This is a genomic window from Pseudomonas arsenicoxydans (assembly GCF_006438915.1).
Lineage (GTDB): Bacteria > Pseudomonadota > Gammaproteobacteria > Pseudomonadales > Pseudomonadaceae > Aquipseudomonas > Aquipseudomonas arsenicoxydans_A.
Window position 1 is genome coordinate 21,889 of sequence record NZ_RCZE01000008.1, and the last position, 16,207, is coordinate 38,095.

Below are 16,207 nucleotides of genomic sequence, written 5' to 3' on the forward strand. Positions count from 1 at the left end.
TCGAGTACGACATAGTGTCGACAATCAATGTCGTCAGCTAAATCTGAACAGCTGCAGCTTTTCGCCCAATACGCGGTATGACAGGAGAAACCCAGTGCTTGAGACCTACGTACAACAATTACAAGCACGTGCCGAGCAAGGGCTTCCACCCTTGGCGCTGAATGCCGAACAAACGGCAGGCCTGGTTGAACTGCTGAAAAATCCTCCGGCTGGCGAAGAAGCTTTCCTCGTTGACCTGATCACCCATCGCGTTCCACCTGGCGTGGACGAGGCCGCCTACGTCAAGGCCGGCTTCCTGTCGGCCCTCGCCAAAGGCGAAGCCAAGTCCCCTCTGATCGACAAGAAGCGCGCGGTAGAACTGCTCGGCACCATGCAGGGCGGCTACAACATCTTGACGTTGGTCAACCTGTTGGACGACGCCGAACTGGCGCCAGTGGCGGCCAAAGAACTCAAGCACACCCTGCTGATGTTCGACGCTTTCCACGACGTCGCTGAACGCGCCAAAAACGGTAACGTTCACGCACAAGGCGTGCTGCAATCCTGGGCTGACGGCGAGTGGTTCAAGATCCGCCCTGTGCTGGCCGACAAGATCAGCCTGCGCGTGTTCAAGGTCACCGGCGAAACCAACACCGACGACCTGTCCCCTGCCCCGGACGCCTGGTCCCGCCCGGACATCCCGCTGCACGCCCTGGCCATGCTGAAAATGGCTCGCGACGGCATCGTGCCGGACGCACAAGGCATCACCGGTCCGATGAAGCAGATCGAAGAGATGCGCGGCCAAGGCTTCCCGATCGCCTACGTCGGTGACGTGGTGGGTACCGGTTCATCGCGTAAATCGGCGACCAACTCGGTGCTGTGGTTCTTCGGTGACGACGTGCCTTTCGTGCCGAACAAACGCGCTGGCGGTTTCTGCTTCGGCAACAAAATCGCCCCGATTTTCTACAACACCATGGAAGATGCCGGCGCACTGCCCATCGAATTCGACGTGTCCAACATGCACATGGGCGACGTGATCGACCTGTACCCGCATGCTGGCAAAGTCTGCAAGCACGGCACTGAAGAAGTCATCACCACCTTCGAAATGAAGACGCCGGTGCTGTTGGATGAAGTTCGTGCTGGCGGTCGTATCCCGTTGATCATTGGCCGTGGCCTGACTGAGAAGGCTCGTGCCGAGCTGGGTCTGGCGCCTTCGGATCTGTTCAAGAAACCTGAAGCGCCGGCTGAAAGCACCAAGGGTTTCACCCTGGCGCAGAAAATGGTCGGCAAGGCGTGCGGCGTAGCCGGTGTGCGTCCAGGCACCTACTGCGAGCCGAAAATGACCACCGTCGGCTCCCAGGACACCACCGGTCCGATGACCCGTGACGAACTGAAAGACCTGGCATGCCTGGGCTTCTCGACCGATCTGGTGATGCAGTCCTTCTGCCACACCGCCGCTTACCCCAAGCCTGTCGATGTCACGACTCACCACACCCTGCCGGATTTCATGCGCAATCGCGGCGGCGTGTCGCTCAAACCGGGTGACGGCATCATCCACAGCTGGCTGAACCGCATGCTGTTGCCGGACACTGTCGGCACCGGTGGTGACTCCCACACCCGTTTCCCGATCGGTATTTCGTTCCCGGCGGGCTCCGGTCTGATCGCGTTCGCCGCGGCCACCGGCGTTATGCCGCTGGACATGCCCGAGTCGGTGCTGGTGCGTTTCAAAGGCAAGATGCAACCGGGCATCACCCTGCGTGACCTGGTGCATTCGATCCCTTATTACGCGATCAAGGCCGGTCTGCTGACCGTAGAAAAGAAAGGCAAGATCAACGCTTTCTCCGGCCGCATCCTGGAAATCGAAGGCCTGGACAACCTGACCGTCGAGCAAGCGTTCGAACTGTCTGACGCTTCGGCTGAACGTTCCGCCGCCGGCTGCACCATCAAGCTTCCGGAAAAGGCCATTGCCGAGTACCTGACCTCGAACATCACCTTGCTGCGCTGGATGATCGGCGAAGGCTACGGCGATGCGCGCACCCTGGAACGTCGTGCTCAAGCGATGGAAGCCTGGCTGGCCAACCCTGAGCTGCTGGTGGCTGACAAAGACGCCGAGTACGCCGAAATCATCGAGATCGATCTGGCAGAGATCACTCAACCGATCCTGTGCGCACCGAACGACCCGGATGACGCCCGTCTGCTGTCAACCGCTGAAGGTCAGAAGATCGACGAAGTGTTCATCGGTTCGTGCATGACCAACATCGGTCACTTCCGTGCGGCCGGCAAGTTGCTGGAGCAGGTCGACGGTCAGCTTCCAACCCGTCTATGGCTGTCGCCGCCGACCAAAATGGACGCTCACCAACTGACTGAAGAAGGCTACTACGGTATCTACAACAAGGCTGGCGCGCGCATGGAAATGCCGGGGTGCTCGCTGTGCATGGGTAACCAGGCACGTGTAGAACCGAATTCGACTGTGGTGTCGACGTCGACCCGTAACTTCCCGAACCGTCTGGGTGACGGCGCGAACGTCTACCTGGCCTCGGCTGAGTTGGCGTCCGTGGCGTCCATCCTGGGTCGCCTGCCGACCGTCGAGGAGTACATGGAATACGCGGGCCAGATCGACAGCATGGCGGCCGATGTCTACCGCTACCTGTCCTTCGACCAGATCGCCGAGTTCCGTGAAGCTGCTGCGAACGCGAACATTCCAGTGGTTCAAGCGTAACGCTGCAACGCCATGAAAAACGCCGCCCATCGTCAGATGTGCGGCGTTTTTTTATGGCGGAATGAAGAGCAAATGTGGGAGCGGGCTTGCTCGCGAAGACGGTGTGTCAGTCGACACTGATATGAACTGACTCACCGCTTTCGCGAGCAAGCCCGCTCCCACAGGATTTTGTGGTGTGTTGGCAATCGGTGTTGTGCCACTCGTCAGCGCCTTCGCACCTTCACCCGCCCGGATCTTCCAAGGTTTTATACCCCTTTCAGGAAGACCCGAATGATGAACAGAACAATCACCGCCCTCACCCTCGCGAGCCTGTTGTCGACGGGTTCGTTTTTCGCCATGGCCGCCGAGAAGGCAGACGTTCCAGCCACTGCCATTCCCGGCGTCAACCAGGCCCAGGGCGCCGAATCCAATGAGCAGAAGGCCAACAAAAAGGGCGAGGAAGCCTCGGGCTCAAACTCCGGCGCCGATTCGCAATCCACCGAAAAAGACGCCGCCACATCGAGCGGCTCGAAGGGCGAAGAAAAAACTGAGTGAACGCAGTCAACGGAGGTACACCACATGCACAACGATGACGATGTGAATAAAGCATCCAACGCCCCTCCCACTGATGTTACGGGCAAGCCCGTCAACGTGGTCGAAAGAGATCTGCACGAGACATCAAGTGAAACCGAGGGCATCGATGAGGTCATTACGCCCTCTTCCACTCGCACCAAGGAGCAGGACGCTGAAAAGCTCGAGGACAAAATCGCCGAGATCGAACGCAAGGTGGCGGATGGTAATTAGCGACTGAGGGAAAGGGAGTTCGATGGCTGGCCTCCCTTCCCTATGTCTTTGATCAGCGTCTGTCGTCAGATAGCGGAGTCGGTTCGTCCGCTTCGGGCATCTCCCTATCCGGGTCCTCCCAATCATCGGGACGCTGGTCGTCGGGGCTTGTCAGAGGATCGTATCGACCCGGATCGGCAGGGTTGGCCGTCGGGTCGTCGGTGCCTGGCTCCGGTCTTGACGGAACCGCGTTTTGCACCGGGTTCTGGTCTTGTTGCTGGAAAGTCGAATCGTCGGACATACCCACCTCACCGCTCGAGGTCCGGATTCTCCGGGCCGTAAAGATTGGAAGTGGACCGGGTTGCAGCGTGCGTTCGAACAGACGAGCGGCTATCCCTCGGCGCCAGTGGCCGGACCGGCCGCTTCCTTGGCGGCACAGCACAGCAGGATGTCAGACACACGCATGATTGGCAGCGGGTCGGTCTGCCGACGTTCTTTGAGCCATTGGCGGCTGCGTCCGACATCCAGTTGCAGGTTCAACAACATCATCAGGCTCAGAAGCTCCTGGGAAACCCGTCCTTGGCCGCAGTCAGGGCAATGAAATTCCCGACCGACGCCTGGGCAAAGTGTTCGTGCAAACGGATTCTCACAGATCAAACAGGACATGGTCAGTCTCCACCCAATGAAAAGTAGAGAGCCACGCGCGCAGAAAGGTGTTCAGCGCGGCCGACGAACGGTCTTGCCCGTTCACCGGAGCAACGTGTTGAGCGACAAGGCATTGCCCAGCGCCGCACCACTGGCGGTGTTATCGAAAATGCACCATGTCGTTTCGCCGGCGGCGCTGGCGTTCTCAAGCTCGATGGCCAGGCGTTGCAGCGTCGGTAATTCGTAGGGGCTGAAATAAGTACGTGGCGATCCATGCAGCCGCCAATACTTCAATCCCGGCCAGCCAGCCGGCTGTGCGTCGTGGCTTATGCGTGAAGGGTCGACCGCAGCCCGGGCAATTCGATGGTGGATCAACAGCGGCTCGGCATCGAGCCAGGAGGCGTGCCGGGGTTCTACCACCACATGGCCGGTATACAGACGCCTGAGATCGCTGAAAAAGGCTTCGACCACTGAATATTCAAAGGCCAATGAGGGCGGCAGCTGCACCAGCAAGCAGCCCAATCGATCATTTAATCCTGAACACTGCGAGATAAATTCATCGAGCTCTCGGCCGCAGTCCTGCAAGCGCCGTTCGTGGGTAATGAGCTTGGGCACCTTCACACAAAAGCGAAAACCGTCCGGTACCGAATCGGCCCAGCGAGCGTAAGTTTCCCGGCGATGCGGACGATAAAACGAACTGTTGATCTCGACGCTGTTTAACTGCGATGCATAGCGCTGCAGGTGCGTGCCTTCAACCGGGAATGTCGACACGAATTCTCGCGCCAGACTCCAGCCCGCACACCCGATGAAAATCGGCAGGCTCATTCAATCAATCTCCACGCGGGAAAATCACCCAAAGGATTGTCCTGTTTAGAGTTGAAATGATCGCGCTGGCAGAGTTCGAATTCTTTTGCCCATGGCGGTGAGCAGCGTGCCGTTCCTTTTTGATCAATCCAATGGAACCTAAGGCTTCAGCCCGTTCTCTATCGCAAGACCAGCAGAAGGAGGAATTCATCATGATCGACCCAGCAACCGGCATGAGGGCGGGCGAGCGCTATAACGTCGAGAGCCTCGAACGCACGCCGCATTTCCCCGGCTTCTTTCTAGATGGAAAGTACTACCTCGGCCCCGAACTGCAGACAGCGGTCGGCTGGCTCGAAGGGCAGCAGTTTCTGTATGACCAACTCGATCCAACGGGTGAACCGGTGTATCCCGGGCGTGTCGCCGGCACCATTGAAGACCTGACGTTGATCCTCGGCGATGGCGCGCGCCTGAAACTGAGCGAGATGGCGTACGACGCCCCAAGATACCTGCCCACCGAAATGACCGATGACATTCTGCTCAACGGCATCAGTAATCTGTACCCACAGGCAAGCGTCAGGCCCATTCGGCCCTCGCCGCTGCTGGTGATCGGTGCCGCGCTGTTGGTGAGCGGTTGTCTGCTGGCGTTCAATCGTCTGGGAAGCCGACGCTCTGCCCGCTAGATTCTCGGGCAATCAGGGTGATTGCCCCAGATCCCCGGTTTACAGGTACCAGCGATATTCCCGCGCGCTGATTTCCTGCATGAACGCCAGGTGATCCTGACGTTTGTTCTCGCAATAGACGTTCACAAACTCCGCCCCCAGCCCTTCACGCAGTTGGGGCTGATGCTGCATCGCGCGCACGGCTTCGAGCATTTCCTTTGGAAAGTCGACGCCACTGTTGCGGTCTTCGTTCAGGGGCAGGATGGGCTCTTTGCCGGTGTCCAATCCATGCTCCAGTCCGACCAGAATCGCCGCCAACACCAGATACGGATTGGCATCGGCGCCGGCCAGGCGATGTTCGATGCGCAAATTCTTCGCGTCCGATTCCGGAATGCGCAGGCACGCATCGCGATCTTCAAACCCCCAGCTCGCTTGGGTGGCGATGTTGGTCGTGCCGCCCAGCCGGCGATAGGCGTTCTGGTTGGGTGCGAAGATCGGCATGCAATGCGGCAGCAGTTCCAGGCAGCCGGCCACGGCGTGACGCAGTGATTGCTGCTGGTTGGCCGCCAGAATGTTGTTGCCGGCCCCGTCGTAAAGACTGACATGCACATGCATGCCGCTGCCCGGATGCTGCAAGTAAGGTTTGGCCATGAAGCTGGCACGATATCCATGCTTGAGCGCCACGCCACGGCTGCTGCGACAGAACAGCGCCGCCCAGTCTGCTGCGAGCAAACCATCGTCCAGGTGACCGAAATTGATTTCGAACTGACCCGGCCCGAGTTCCGCCGTGATCACCGTACTGTCGATACCTTGGGCCCGCGACGCCTCGACCATGTCGTCCAGCACCGGCGCAAAGCGTGACAGTCGCTCGATGTGCATGTTGGGTTGGTCATCGGCATCGTCCGTCAGCCCGTCGCGGGGAAACTGCGGTAGCCCGTCGCACAGCTTTTTATCGAACAGATAGAACTCCAGTTCAAACGCCACCACCGGATGAATGCCTTTGCCGGCGAGCCTGTCCAGGACCTGCGCGAGCACCTGGCGCGGTTCGAACACGATGGGCTTTGCGGTGCCGTCCGACGTGATCAGCATTTGCCCCAGCGGTTGCGCTTCCCAGGTCACTGGCTTGAGAGTGCCCGGGACCAGGCGACGCACGGCGTCCGGGTCACCATCGTTGAAGCAGTAATCACCAATCTTGAACAACCCGCCTTGCACGCCCAACAGCACGCAGTTCTGCGGCAGTTTCAGCGCACTGCCGGCGGCGACCTTTTCCAGCATGTCCACCGGGTAGCGCTTGCCGTAGAAATGCCCCGGGATATCGAGGGAAATCAGATCGACATAACGCACCTCAGGGTAGCGTTGGCGAAAAGCGCGCACCTCGGCCAGCAGGTCAGAGCAGGTAGCATCCATCATTGTGGGTCCTTTGCTTGTTATCAGGTGTAAACCCAGAGCACTCGCGTGAGTTGCCCGGTGAGGTTGCCGTAGCGGCAACGGGTATGGCTGTCGAACTGAAAACTGTCGCCAGCCACCAAAGTCACAGGTTCTTCGTCGTCGCCCAGCCACAGCGTCAGCTCGCCTTCGAGCACATAGCCGCCCTGTTCCGAGCTGTCACTCATGTGCCGGTCGCCGCTGCTGGCACCGGCTTCCAGATGACTTTCGAGCATGGAAAATGACGCACGCATTTTTGGCGAAACCAGAATGTCGGTAATGCCATTGGCGTAGTACAGCGTGCGGCGTTCGTCCGGGCGCGTGACCCACGGCAACTCCTTGGGTTTTGGCAGGCTGTAGAAGTACGTGGTCGGTACGCCCAGGGTTTCGCTGATCGCCGTCAGGTCTGCCACCGTGGGCCGTGACATGCCCCGTTCGACCTGCGAAAGAAAGCCGACGGATCGGCCGATTTTGTCGGCCAGTTCCTTCAAGGTGTATTTCTTGTGCTTGCGCAAATCGTGAATCAGGATCGCCAGTGCAGCGATTTCTTCTTGCTTGTTCATGCCTGGAATTCCGTTGGATGACTCATCAGATACTGTCGCGCAGTCGATACCAGGCTTTGCCGATGGCTTCCAGCGGCGCCGCGAGGTATTTGCCGCCGGGAAAACTGCCGTTGTTCAGTCCCTGATACAAGGACAATTCATCGTCCTGGCCAAGGATGGCGTCGGACACCGCACGAGCGGCGGCCAGTGTCGGCAGCACGCCATGCCCGGAATAGCCTTGCAGCCAGTAACGATCACCGGACCGGCCAACGTCTGGCGTTCGTTTGAGGGTCAGGTCGATGTGCCCGCCCCAGGCGAATTCCAGTTCCACGCCTTTGAGTTGCGGAAAAACCCGCTCCAGAAACGGCCGCGTGGCCCCGGCGATGTCCTTGGGCATGCCGCCCAGGTAGGTGCAGCCGCCGCCGAACAGCAGGCGGTTGTCGGGTGTGCGACGGAAGTAATCGAGGACAAACTGGTTGTCGGTGACGCAGACGTTGCTCGGTAGCAACGCAATGGCCTGCTCGGGTGTCAGGGGCGCGGTCGCCACTTGATAGGTCCCGACGGGCAATACGCAACTGGCCAGTTGCGGGTCGAGCCGGTCCACATAGGCATTGCAGGCCAATACCAGAACGTTGGCCCGAATCGACCCGCGTTCAGTGTTTATCAGGAAGCGGCCGCCCTCCTCTCGATAACTCAACGCTTTGCTTTGTTCATGGATGCGGCCGCCCGCGCGCTCGATGGCGGCAGCCAGGCCGAGTGCCAGTTTCAGCGGGTTCACATGAGCGCCCTCAGGGTCGTATAACCCCGCCTGGTAGCGCTCGCTGGCGATCCAGTCCGGCAACTGTTCACGGCTGATGAGCTGCAAACCGTGGTGTCCCCACTTGTGACTGGCCTCTCGCTGCCACTCGGTCAGCAGGCCGACACGTCGTTGCATCACGGAGGTCCACAAATGCCCGGCACGATAATCACAGTCGAAGCCATGGCGAGCCGGCAATTCACGCAGTTCCTGCGCCGCCCAGCGCATGCCGTCCCACAATCGGCGGGCGCGCTCATAACCCAGCGCGGCTTCCAGAGGTGGCATGTCACATGACCAGCCGAGAATGGCCTGACCGCCATTGCGCCCGGAAGCTGCCCACGCCACGCGACTGGCTTCCAGCATTGTCACGCGTTTGCCGGCCAGAGCCAGGCGCAACGCAGTGTGCAAGCCACTGAACCCGGCGCCGATGATCAGGATGTCGGTGTCGTGTTCACCGGAAAGTGCGGGCCGGGTGGTCAGGCGATCCGCGCAACTGTGGGCGTAGTAGCTGGCGACATGTTGCGCGGACTGCTGGAACATACAAGCTCTCGTGAAATTATGTTTTTATAATTTCATGAAAAACTACATGATTAATTTCATATGGGCAACAAATGAAAGTCTTTTGGTGTCTTGGCTTGCTCGCGATGGGGCCTGCCAAGACCACAAACAATCCCGACACGCTTCAGGTATTGGGCGACTTATGCCACGGATACCCCTTCGCACTGAGCTCAAAGGCGTAATCAAACAACCGCTTCATGTACTCGCCATCAAACTGATGATTGGGCAGGTGAAGAAAGTCCGACCCGATGTAAGCAAGATTGAAGTCCGCCCCGTCCTGCTGGGCGATCCGGTAGATCCGCTCCAGATCGCTGATGCCTTGCATCTGAATCAACGCGCTGATGGCGCGACCGCCAATGCTCAACGTGCGGCGTTTGGTCCCCGACCACTGTGGCTCCATCTTTCCGTTGCGAATCACGTAGAAATGCCGATCACGGCGCAAACGCGCGCCGGTCACGCTGTTCAGTGCCATGACAGTGCCTGGGGGGTAAAGGAATACCTGCGTGATGACGCCACCATCGACATGCATTTCCTGAAACGGTTGGCCGTTCACCTCCACATCGATCATGACGGGTGAAACGGCGCCGGGAATGCTCATCGACGCGATCAGGATCCGCCGGAACAGGTCAAGCGCTCCCGGTGCGCCGCTGGCGGCGATGGCGCCCATGTTCCAGGTCACGGGCCGGCCCGCATCGAGATCGGTGGTGCCGATCATCAGCAACCGGCCGTTTGCGTATTGCGCCGCAATCGCCGCCAGTATGTCCGTAGAAATGCACTGCGCGACAAGCCGCGCCAATGGCTTGCTGTGCGCAATGCCGTCGCTGGCAAGCCGGGTCAGCACACTGCGCGAGTGGAAAACGTCCTTGGGGCCGATGGCGCTGCAAATACGCAGGATGATGTCGTCGTACGCAGGCCCCAGGTAGGCGAACGGGGCCACCAGGGCCCCGGCGCTGATGCCCGTGACAACCTTGAACGCGGGGCGCGTCCCGTGCAACGTCCACCCCGCGATGATCCCCGCTGCGAAGGTGCCGGCGTCGCCGCCTCCGGAAATCGCCAGCATGTTGGCCAGTGGCAGCGTGTCATTCGGCTCCCCAGACCTGGCCAGCGCTTGTGCCTCTCGCAGGTTGGACTGGTGCACATCGCGAATCAGCGGCGCGAGGTCGCGGTCCAGCCAGTAACGCGCCTCGGGTATGCCGGGGACGACCGCCCGTTCCGTCAAGGTCGGCGGCACGGCGTCCCGGCGTTGCAGGCACGCTTGGCGCAACATGTTCCACGTTGACGCACCTTGTCCGGGCAGGAATGGTTTCAACACGCCTCCTCAGGGCCTGAGGACGTCAGACACCCACCGGTCTATCCTGAACCCACTGCCAGAATAATTGGTAACCCACCGCAAGCACCACCGGCCCGATGAACAGCCCAAGGATGCCGCTGGTGACCATGCCGCCCAGCGCCCCGATCAACACCACCGGCATCGGCACATCCACACCCCGCCCCAGCAACAGCGGTTTGAGGACGTTGTCCACAAGGCCCGCAACGAACACAAAGATCGAGAAAATAATGGTCCTCGTGTTGGGCCCTTCGGTGGCCATGACATAGGCGATTACCGGCAGCGTGATCAACGTGACCGGTAACTGCATGATACCCAGCAGCAACACGCCGATGGCCAGCAGACCGGCGCCGGGGATACCTTTGAGCACGAAGCCTAATCCCACCAGCAGCATCTGAATAAACGCGATGCCGACCACGCCGAGAGCAACGGCGCGGATGGTTGCCGTGCACAGTTCGGCGATTTGTCGTCCCTTGTCCGGACCGCTGATACGCGACGCGATATCCACCGCGCAACGGCTGCCAGCCTCACCATGGGCCATGAAAATACCGGCGATGATCAAGGCAACAATGAACATCAGCAAACCTGCCCCGACGCCAGCAATTTTGGCCAACAGGCCCAGCGTGACACCTTTTATTTGCGGCAGGTATTTCACCATCAGGTCGGGAAGATCGGTCGAGGCCTGCATCCATACTGCCGAGACGGATTTACCCACCAGCGGCCAGGCGGCGACCGTATCCGGGGGCGGCGGGATATGGAAGCTGCCCTCCTTCACCAGGTCGACGACCTGTCCGACCGACGAAGCAATCGAGGTGCCCAACAGATAGACCGGCACCACCAGAATCGCGATGGCAATCACCACCAGTATCGTCGCAGAACGCCCTTCGTTGCGGCCCAGCGACCCCATGAGTCGCAATTGCAAAGGATAAAGGGTGATCGCGAGGATGACGGACCACAGCATCAGGTCGCGAAACGGTCGGAAAATCTCGAAGCAGAACAGCACCAGAACGACAATCAACCCGGCACGGATCAGCACATCGAGCATGCTGCGGGTCAATGATTTCTCGGACAGAGGTGTGGGCATCATTGATGCCTCCTTGTGGTTGTGGCGGTAAAGGCAGCGAATCGGTTAACCCAGCATAGACGCGTGTACGAAACGCGAAACATCAACGCAGTTTCAGTGGGTCGACCATCTCCGCCGCGATCGCCATGCCCACCAGGTCCGGCAAGGTATTGGCCTGCATGCGTTTCATCACCCGCGAGCGATACAAATCGACAGTTTTTGCGCTCACGCCCAGTTGCTCCGCTATTTCGCGGGTGGTGTAACCCTGTACCAGCGGCAGCAAGACATCGCGCTCGCGTGGGGTCAGCGTCAGCAACCGCGCCTGCAATGCATCGTGACCCTGGCTGCCTGAGCGGTTGGCCGCGCAGTTGCTGAGCGCCTGTTGCACGCTGTCCAGCAGTAATTGCTCGTTGTAGGGTTTCTCGATGAAGTCATGAGCGCCGGCCTTGAAAGCGCGAACCACGATCGGCACATCGGCGTGCCCGCTGACAAAGATGATCGGCAAGTTCAGCTCACGTGTACGCATTTCTTCCTGCACGTTCAAACCGCCCATGCCGGGCATCCGAACATCGAGCAGCACGCAGGCATCGAGCGTGGCATCACAAGCATTGAGAAACTCCACGCCACTGGTAAACGGCAAGGCCTTGAGCCCTACCGATTCCAATAACCAGACCGTTGAGTCGAGCATGCCTTGATCGTCGTCGACCACATACACCACGTGCTCCGTCACACCTGCCATTACGTTAATCCTGTTGTTGTTTTGTTGGGCCGGCCAGCGGCAAACGGCAGCACATCAGCAGCCCGACCGGTTGGCGCAGGGCCTGCAATTCGCCACCGAAACCTTCGATGATGCTGCGGCTCATGGACAAACCAAGTCCCAGGCCATCGGCCTTGCTGGTATAGAACGGGGTAAATATCTGCTCCAGTTCCGGCTCGCTGACGCCCGGACCCCGGTCTTGCACACTGATTTCCACAGTTGAACTACCGCCCTGCCCCGCGGCCATCACAATCAATGACGGTTGCCCCGGATGTTGTTCGCGGTTGGCATCGATGGCGTTGCGCAACAGATTGAGCAGGACCTGCTCCAGCAGCACCCGGTCGGCATAAATCGGCGGCAGATTATCCGGCAGGCGATCCTCGATTGTCACTTGGCAATTGCTCGCTTCCCAGGCACACAAACGCACGGCCTCGCGGGCGACGTCGGTGAAATTCAGGGCTTGCATCCGACGTTGTCCCTTGCGCAGAAACGCGCGCAAACGTCTGATCACTTCTGATGCATGCGTGGCGTGATGGGTAATGCGCTCCAGCCCTTGCGCCACTCGGGCGGCAGCCTGGGGATTGGAATCCAGCGTCTGTAAATAGCGCTGGCTGGCATTGGCGTAATTGACCACCGCCGCCAACGGCTGGTTGATTTCGTGAGCGATACCCGAGGCCAACTCACCCAGGGTGACCAACCGCGCGGTGTGCGCCAATTCGTCCTGATGGCGGCGCTGCTGCACTTCACGCAGTTCACGCTCGGTCATGTCCCGCGCCACCAAGGAGTAATAGCGTTCGCCGCCGGCCGAACGATGCGCCAGCAGCACCAGCGACACCGGCACGGAAGTGCCGCCACCCGGTGGCTGCAACCGCGCTTCGGTGCTCCAGACACCGTCGCGCTCGGCGCTGCTCCAGCCATCACGCTGCAGACGTGCCAGGTCGCTGCTGGCGAACAATTGCGCCAGGGCTGGCATCGGTTGTTGCTCGTCAATCCCTAGAATGCGCCGCGCCGCTGGATTGAGGTAAGTGACTTGCCCCTCGGGGTCGATGAACAACACCGGATCGGTGTTGGCTTCGACCACCTCCGCCAGGCGCCGCTTGTTCTCCTCGGCTTGCACCCGGGCGGTAATGTCCCGGGACACGCTGACCACTTCAACCACCGTCCCGGTGTAGGTTTCACGAATCGCCCGGCTCGCGGTTTCGAACCACAGGTAATGCCCGTCTCGATGGCGAATGCGATAGGTCATCGTGTGATAACCGTCCTGCTCCAGGGCATCCCGCGCGCGCTGCACAAGGCTGGCCAGGTCCTGGCCATGGAACAAGCCTTGGGCCATTTGCCCGCGCAACTCCTCCGGCCAGTAGCCGAGCAATGTCCAGGACGCCGGCGAGGCATCCAGAAAGCGTCCGTCGGGTGTATGCCTGGAAATCAGGTCGGTGGTGTTCTCGATGATCAGCCTATACAACCGGCGTGCCGTGGCCGCTTCACGCTCGGCCAACACTTGTACCGTGGCATCGCGGCAACGGGCGAGTACGCGGTTGTCCTGGGGATCGGGGATAAACGTCCAGATCAATATCTGCGCTTCGAATTGGGCTTCGACCCCATCTATGGCGCGTTGCTGGTCGAGGCAGGCACGGACCAGCACCCGGTGATTGACCGGCAAAAAGCCCAGCACATCGGTCAGCGGCTTTTCGGCGAGCAGAGCCAACAGCGCGGCATTGAATTCCAGCGGCCGGCCTTGCGCGTCGAGCAACAGACTCGGTTGCGGATCGTGACCCAATAGCGGCGAGCCGCGCAGCATACCGTTGACGCTGCTCAGCAAGGTCGTCAGCAAGTCCTGCACCCAACCCAGCCAATCAAGACTCACGCCCTCACACACTTCCACCAACAACAACCCCGGCTGCCCCGGTTGCAAGGCCAGATCAAACACCTGGCCATGACTGATAGCGGCCCGGCGCAGTCGCCCGGCCAACCAGCAATCGAGTTGACGTACTTGAGCCAGGTCCAGCCGCCCTGCCTCGACCAGTCGATTAAACAACAGCTGATCGCTGGCCAGCGAAGGGTCGCCCAGCCCCGGTGGAAAATGCTGGGCGGCGCCCTCGTGGCTGTAAATCCGCGCATTGGCTTGCCAACTCAGATAAACCGCCCGGCGCACCTCGGGGCAATCCTGCAGCGCACGGCACAACGCATCGGCCCGGGCGGCCAGAGACACACCCTCACGCTGCAGGCGCAACCAGCTGTGCAATCGAACGGGAGTCAGGGTCATCACAGGTCCGCTTCGTTGGGGGAGCCAAGGATATACCGGCCTTGGCGGTGTGACTGTATTGATTTAGACCAGCCAGAATCAAATATAGTACATATCCTATATGACGTAGGTTGTACTTCCACATATGTAGCTGAATATTATATAAAGCAGATCGGACATAAAAGATGCCCTCAGCGGCGACGCTGCAAGGACATTGATAGAGCTAACAATCAGCCACCGAGTACCCGCACATGTCGATCTATGAACAAGGGCTAGGCCCTGCGGCTGTCAACCATATTGCCTTGTCTCCGCTCAGCTTCATCGAGCGCACCGCCAGCGTTTATCCGGACTACCCCGCCGTCATCCATGGCTCTATCCGCCGCACCTGGGCGCAGACCTACACCCGCTGCCGCCGCCTGGCTTCGGCGCTGGCCGGTCGCGGCATCGGCAAGAACGACACGGTGGCGGTAATGCTGCCCAACATTCCCGAGATGCTTGAAGTGCACTTCGGCGTGCCGATGATTGGCGCGGTGCTCAACCCGCTCAACGTGCGTCTGGATGCCGAAGCCATCGCCTTCATGCTGCAGCATGGCGAAGCCAAGGTGTTGATTACCGATCGCGAGTTCCATGATGTGATTCACGCGGCGATCGGCATGCTGGATCACCCGCCGCTGGTCATCGACGTCAATGATCCGGAATACGGCGAAGGCCAGGCGGTCAGCGATCTGGACTACGAAGCGCTGTTGGCCGAAGGCGATCCGGCTTTTGCCTGGCAGTGGCCGGCGAACGAATGGCAAGCCATCTCGCTGAACTACACCTCAGGCACGACCGGCAACCCCAAAGGCGTGGTTTACCACCATCGCGGTGCTTATCTGAACTCGTTGGGCAACCAGATGACCTGGGCCATGGGCAACCATCCTGTGTACCTCTGGACCCTGCCGATGTTCCATTGCAACGGTTGGTGCTACCCCTGGATTATCACCGCCATGGCCGGTGTTCATGTGTTCTTGCGCCGTGTCGATCCGCAGAAAATCCTCACGCTGATCCGTGAACATCAGGTCACCCATCTGTGCGCTGCGCCGATCGTGCTCAACGCCTTGGTCAATATGCCGGAGTCGGCTAAAGCGGCGATTGATCACCCGGTCAACGCGATGGTCGCCGGTGCCGCGCCACCGGCCAAAGTAATCGGTGCCGTGGAAGAAATGGGCATCAAGGTCACCCACGTGTATGGCCTGACCGAAACCTATGGTCCGGTGACGCTTTGCGCCTGGCATGCCGAATGGGATGAGTTGCCGCTGGACGAACGGGCGCAAATCAAATCCCGCCAGGGCGTGCGCTATCCGACGCTCGAAGGCGTGATGGTCGGCGACTCGAAGACACTGGAGCCGACTCCGCGAGACGGTCAGACCATCGGTGAGATCTTCATGCGCGGCAACACCGTGATGAAGGGTTACCTGAAGAACCCGACCGCCACGGCCGAAGCGTTCGAAGGCGGCTGGTTCCACACCGGCGACCTGGCGGTGTGTCATCCGAACGGTTATGTCGAGATCAAGGACCGACTCAAGGACATCATCATTTCCGGCGGCGAGAACATTTCCACCATCGAACTGGAAGGTGTGCTCTATCGCCATCCAGCCGTCATGGAAGCGGCCGTTGTCGCCCGTCCCGATGAAAAGTGGGGCGAAACGCCCTGCGCTTTTATCACGTTGAAGGCTGATCACCAGGACGTTCGCGAGGCCGACATCATCAGTTTCTGCCGCGAGCATCTGGCCGGCTTCAAAGTGCCGCGCACGGTGGTTTTCACCCTGCTGCCGAAGACTTCAACCGGCAAGATCCAGAAATACGTGCTGCGCGACAGGGCCAAGGCGCTCTAACCGAATCAACGTTGGACTCGTCAAGCGGCCGGTGTGTTTATCGGCCGCTTCGGGCTCG

14 protein-coding genes are annotated in these 16,207 nt (G+C 59.9%); 5 read left to right on the forward strand and 9 right to left on the reverse strand.

Going from position 1 to position 16,207, the window contains the following annotated elements:
• The first annotated feature begins 94 nt into the window (after positions 1 to 94).
• The 3 genes from acnB to EAH78_RS17560 all read left to right on the forward strand — a co-directional run bounded on the left by acnB (position 95) and on the right by EAH78_RS17560 (position 3,478).
• Positions 95 to 2,695 carry a bifunctional aconitate hydratase 2/2-methylisocitrate dehydratase gene (acnB, locus tag EAH78_RS17550; RefSeq protein WP_140668620.1) on the forward strand — a complete coding sequence of 867 codons (2,601 nt, stop codon included), beginning with the start codon at positions 95 to 97 and terminating at the stop codon, positions 2,693 to 2,695.
• Between the two features lie 273 nt (positions 2,696 to 2,968).
• On the forward strand, positions 2,969 to 3,229 hold the full coding sequence (locus tag EAH78_RS17555) for a hypothetical protein (protein WP_140668859.1): 261 nt from the start codon (positions 2,969 to 2,971) through the stop codon (positions 3,227 to 3,229).
• Positions 3,230 to 3,253: 24 nt separating this feature from the next.
• A complete protein-coding gene (locus tag EAH78_RS17560) occupies positions 3,254 to 3,478 on the forward strand; it encodes a hypothetical protein (protein ID WP_140668621.1) in 225 nt (74 codons plus the stop codon).
• Positions 3,479 to 3,847: 369 nt separating this feature from the next.
• On the opposite strand, the gene EAH78_RS32170 is transcribed toward EAH78_RS17560, so the two are convergent.
• On the reverse strand, positions 3,848 to 4,006 hold the full coding sequence (locus EAH78_RS32170) for a hypothetical protein (protein ID WP_161599689.1): 159 nt from the start codon (positions 4,004 to 4,006) through the stop codon (positions 3,848 to 3,850).
• 198 nt (positions 4,007 to 4,204) lie between these two features.
• Positions 4,205 to 4,927 (reverse strand): DUF72 domain-containing protein, encoded by a 723-nt coding sequence (locus EAH78_RS17570; protein ID WP_140668623.1) that lies wholly within the window; start codon positions 4,925 to 4,927, stop codon positions 4,205 to 4,207.
• A 191-nt stretch (positions 4,928 to 5,118) separates the two neighbouring features.
• On the opposite strand from EAH78_RS17570, the gene EAH78_RS33390 reads away from it, so the two are divergent.
• On the forward strand, positions 5,119 to 5,586 hold the full coding sequence (locus EAH78_RS33390; RefSeq protein ID WP_140668624.1) for a short chain dehydrogenase: 468 nt from the start codon (positions 5,119 to 5,121) through the stop codon (positions 5,584 to 5,586).
• Positions 5,587 to 5,625: 39 nt separating this feature from the next.
• On the opposite strand, the gene EAH78_RS17580 is transcribed toward EAH78_RS33390, so the two are convergent.
• From EAH78_RS17580 to EAH78_RS17610, 7 genes are all read right to left on the reverse strand, one after another.
• Complete coding sequence (locus EAH78_RS17580; RefSeq protein WP_140668860.1) at positions 5,626 to 6,972, reverse strand: glutamine synthetase family protein; 1,347 nt, start codon at positions 6,970 to 6,972, stop codon at positions 5,626 to 5,628.
• Between the two features lie 23 nt (positions 6,973 to 6,995).
• Positions 6,996 to 7,553, reverse strand: a complete 558-nt coding sequence (locus EAH78_RS17585; RefSeq protein WP_140668625.1) for a helix-turn-helix domain-containing protein — start codon at positions 7,551 to 7,553, stop codon at positions 6,996 to 6,998.
• Between the two features lie 25 nt (positions 7,554 to 7,578).
• Positions 7,579 to 8,868: an NAD(P)/FAD-dependent oxidoreductase gene (locus EAH78_RS17590; protein WP_140668626.1), complete on the reverse strand. Its 1,290-nt coding sequence runs from the start codon at positions 8,866 to 8,868 to the stop codon at positions 7,579 to 7,581.
• A gap of 142 nt (positions 8,869 to 9,010) precedes the next feature.
• Positions 9,011 to 10,153: a patatin-like phospholipase family protein gene (locus EAH78_RS17595; RefSeq protein ID WP_140668861.1), complete on the reverse strand. Its 1,143-nt coding sequence runs from the start codon at positions 10,151 to 10,153 to the stop codon at positions 9,011 to 9,013.
• A 67-nt stretch (positions 10,154 to 10,220) separates the two neighbouring features.
• Positions 10,221 to 11,300: an AI-2E family transporter gene (locus EAH78_RS17600; RefSeq protein WP_140668627.1), complete on the reverse strand. Its 1,080-nt coding sequence runs from the start codon at positions 11,298 to 11,300 to the stop codon at positions 10,221 to 10,223.
• Between the two features lie 79 nt (positions 11,301 to 11,379).
• Positions 11,380 to 12,015: a response regulator transcription factor gene (locus EAH78_RS17605; RefSeq protein WP_140668628.1), complete on the reverse strand. Its 636-nt coding sequence runs from the start codon at positions 12,013 to 12,015 to the stop codon at positions 11,380 to 11,382.
• 4 nt (positions 12,016 to 12,019) lie between these two features.
• Entirely contained in the window at positions 12,020 to 14,296 is a 2,277-nt protein-coding gene (locus tag EAH78_RS17610) for a PAS domain-containing sensor histidine kinase (RefSeq protein WP_140668629.1), read from the reverse strand.
• Positions 14,297 to 14,526: 230 nt separating this feature from the next.
• On the opposite strand from EAH78_RS17610, the gene EAH78_RS17615 reads away from it, so the two are divergent.
• Positions 14,527 to 16,149 carry an acyl-CoA synthetase gene (locus tag EAH78_RS17615; RefSeq protein ID WP_129444141.1) on the forward strand — a complete coding sequence of 541 codons (1,623 nt, stop codon included), beginning with the start codon at positions 14,527 to 14,529 and terminating at the stop codon, positions 16,147 to 16,149.
• Positions 16,150 to 16,207: the final 58 nt, after the last annotated feature.

What these genes read in the sequence shown, in the direction of transcription:
- EAH78_RS17555 (WP_140668859.1), top strand. Translation starts at nt 2,969, where the DNA reads ATGAACAGAACAATCACCGCCCTCACCCTCGCGAGCCTGTTGTCGACG.
- EAH78_RS17560 (WP_140668621.1), top strand. Translation starts at nt 3,254, where the DNA reads ATGCACAACGATGACGATGTGAATAAAGCATCCAACGCCCCTCCCACT.
- EAH78_RS32170 (WP_161599689.1), bottom strand. Translation starts at nt 4,006, where the DNA reads ATGATGTTGTTGAACCTGCAACTGGATGTCGGACGCAGCCGCCAATGG.
- EAH78_RS17570 (WP_140668623.1), bottom strand. Translation starts at nt 4,927, where the DNA reads ATGAGCCTGCCGATTTTCATCGGGTGTGCGGGCTGGAGTCTGGCGCGA.
- EAH78_RS33390 (WP_140668624.1), top strand. Translation starts at nt 5,119, where the DNA reads ATGATCGACCCAGCAACCGGCATGAGGGCGGGCGAGCGCTATAACGTC.
- EAH78_RS17580 (WP_140668860.1), bottom strand. Translation starts at nt 6,972, where the DNA reads ATGGATGCTACCTGCTCTGACCTGCTGGCCGAGGTGCGCGCTTTTCGC.
- EAH78_RS17585 (WP_140668625.1), bottom strand. Translation starts at nt 7,553, where the DNA reads ATGAACAAGCAAGAAGAAATCGCTGCACTGGCGATCCTGATTCACGAT.
- EAH78_RS17590 (WP_140668626.1), bottom strand. Translation starts at nt 8,868, where the DNA reads ATGTTCCAGCAGTCCGCGCAACATGTCGCCAGCTACTACGCCCACAGT.
- EAH78_RS17595 (WP_140668861.1), bottom strand. Translation starts at nt 10,153, where the DNA reads ATGTTGCGCCAAGCGTGCCTGCAACGCCGGGACGCCGTGCCGCCGACC.
- EAH78_RS17600 (WP_140668627.1), bottom strand. Translation starts at nt 11,300, where the DNA reads ATGATGCCCACACCTCTGTCCGAGAAATCATTGACCCGCAGCATGCTC.
- EAH78_RS17605 (WP_140668628.1), bottom strand. Translation starts at nt 12,015, where the DNA reads ATGGCAGGTGTGACGGAGCACGTGGTGTATGTGGTCGACGACGATCAA.
- EAH78_RS17610 (WP_140668629.1), bottom strand. Translation starts at nt 14,296, where the DNA reads ATGACCCTGACTCCCGTTCGATTGCACAGCTGGTTGCGCCTGCAGCGT.
- EAH78_RS17615 (WP_129444141.1), top strand. Translation starts at nt 14,527, where the DNA reads ATGTCGATCTATGAACAAGGGCTAGGCCCTGCGGCTGTCAACCATATT.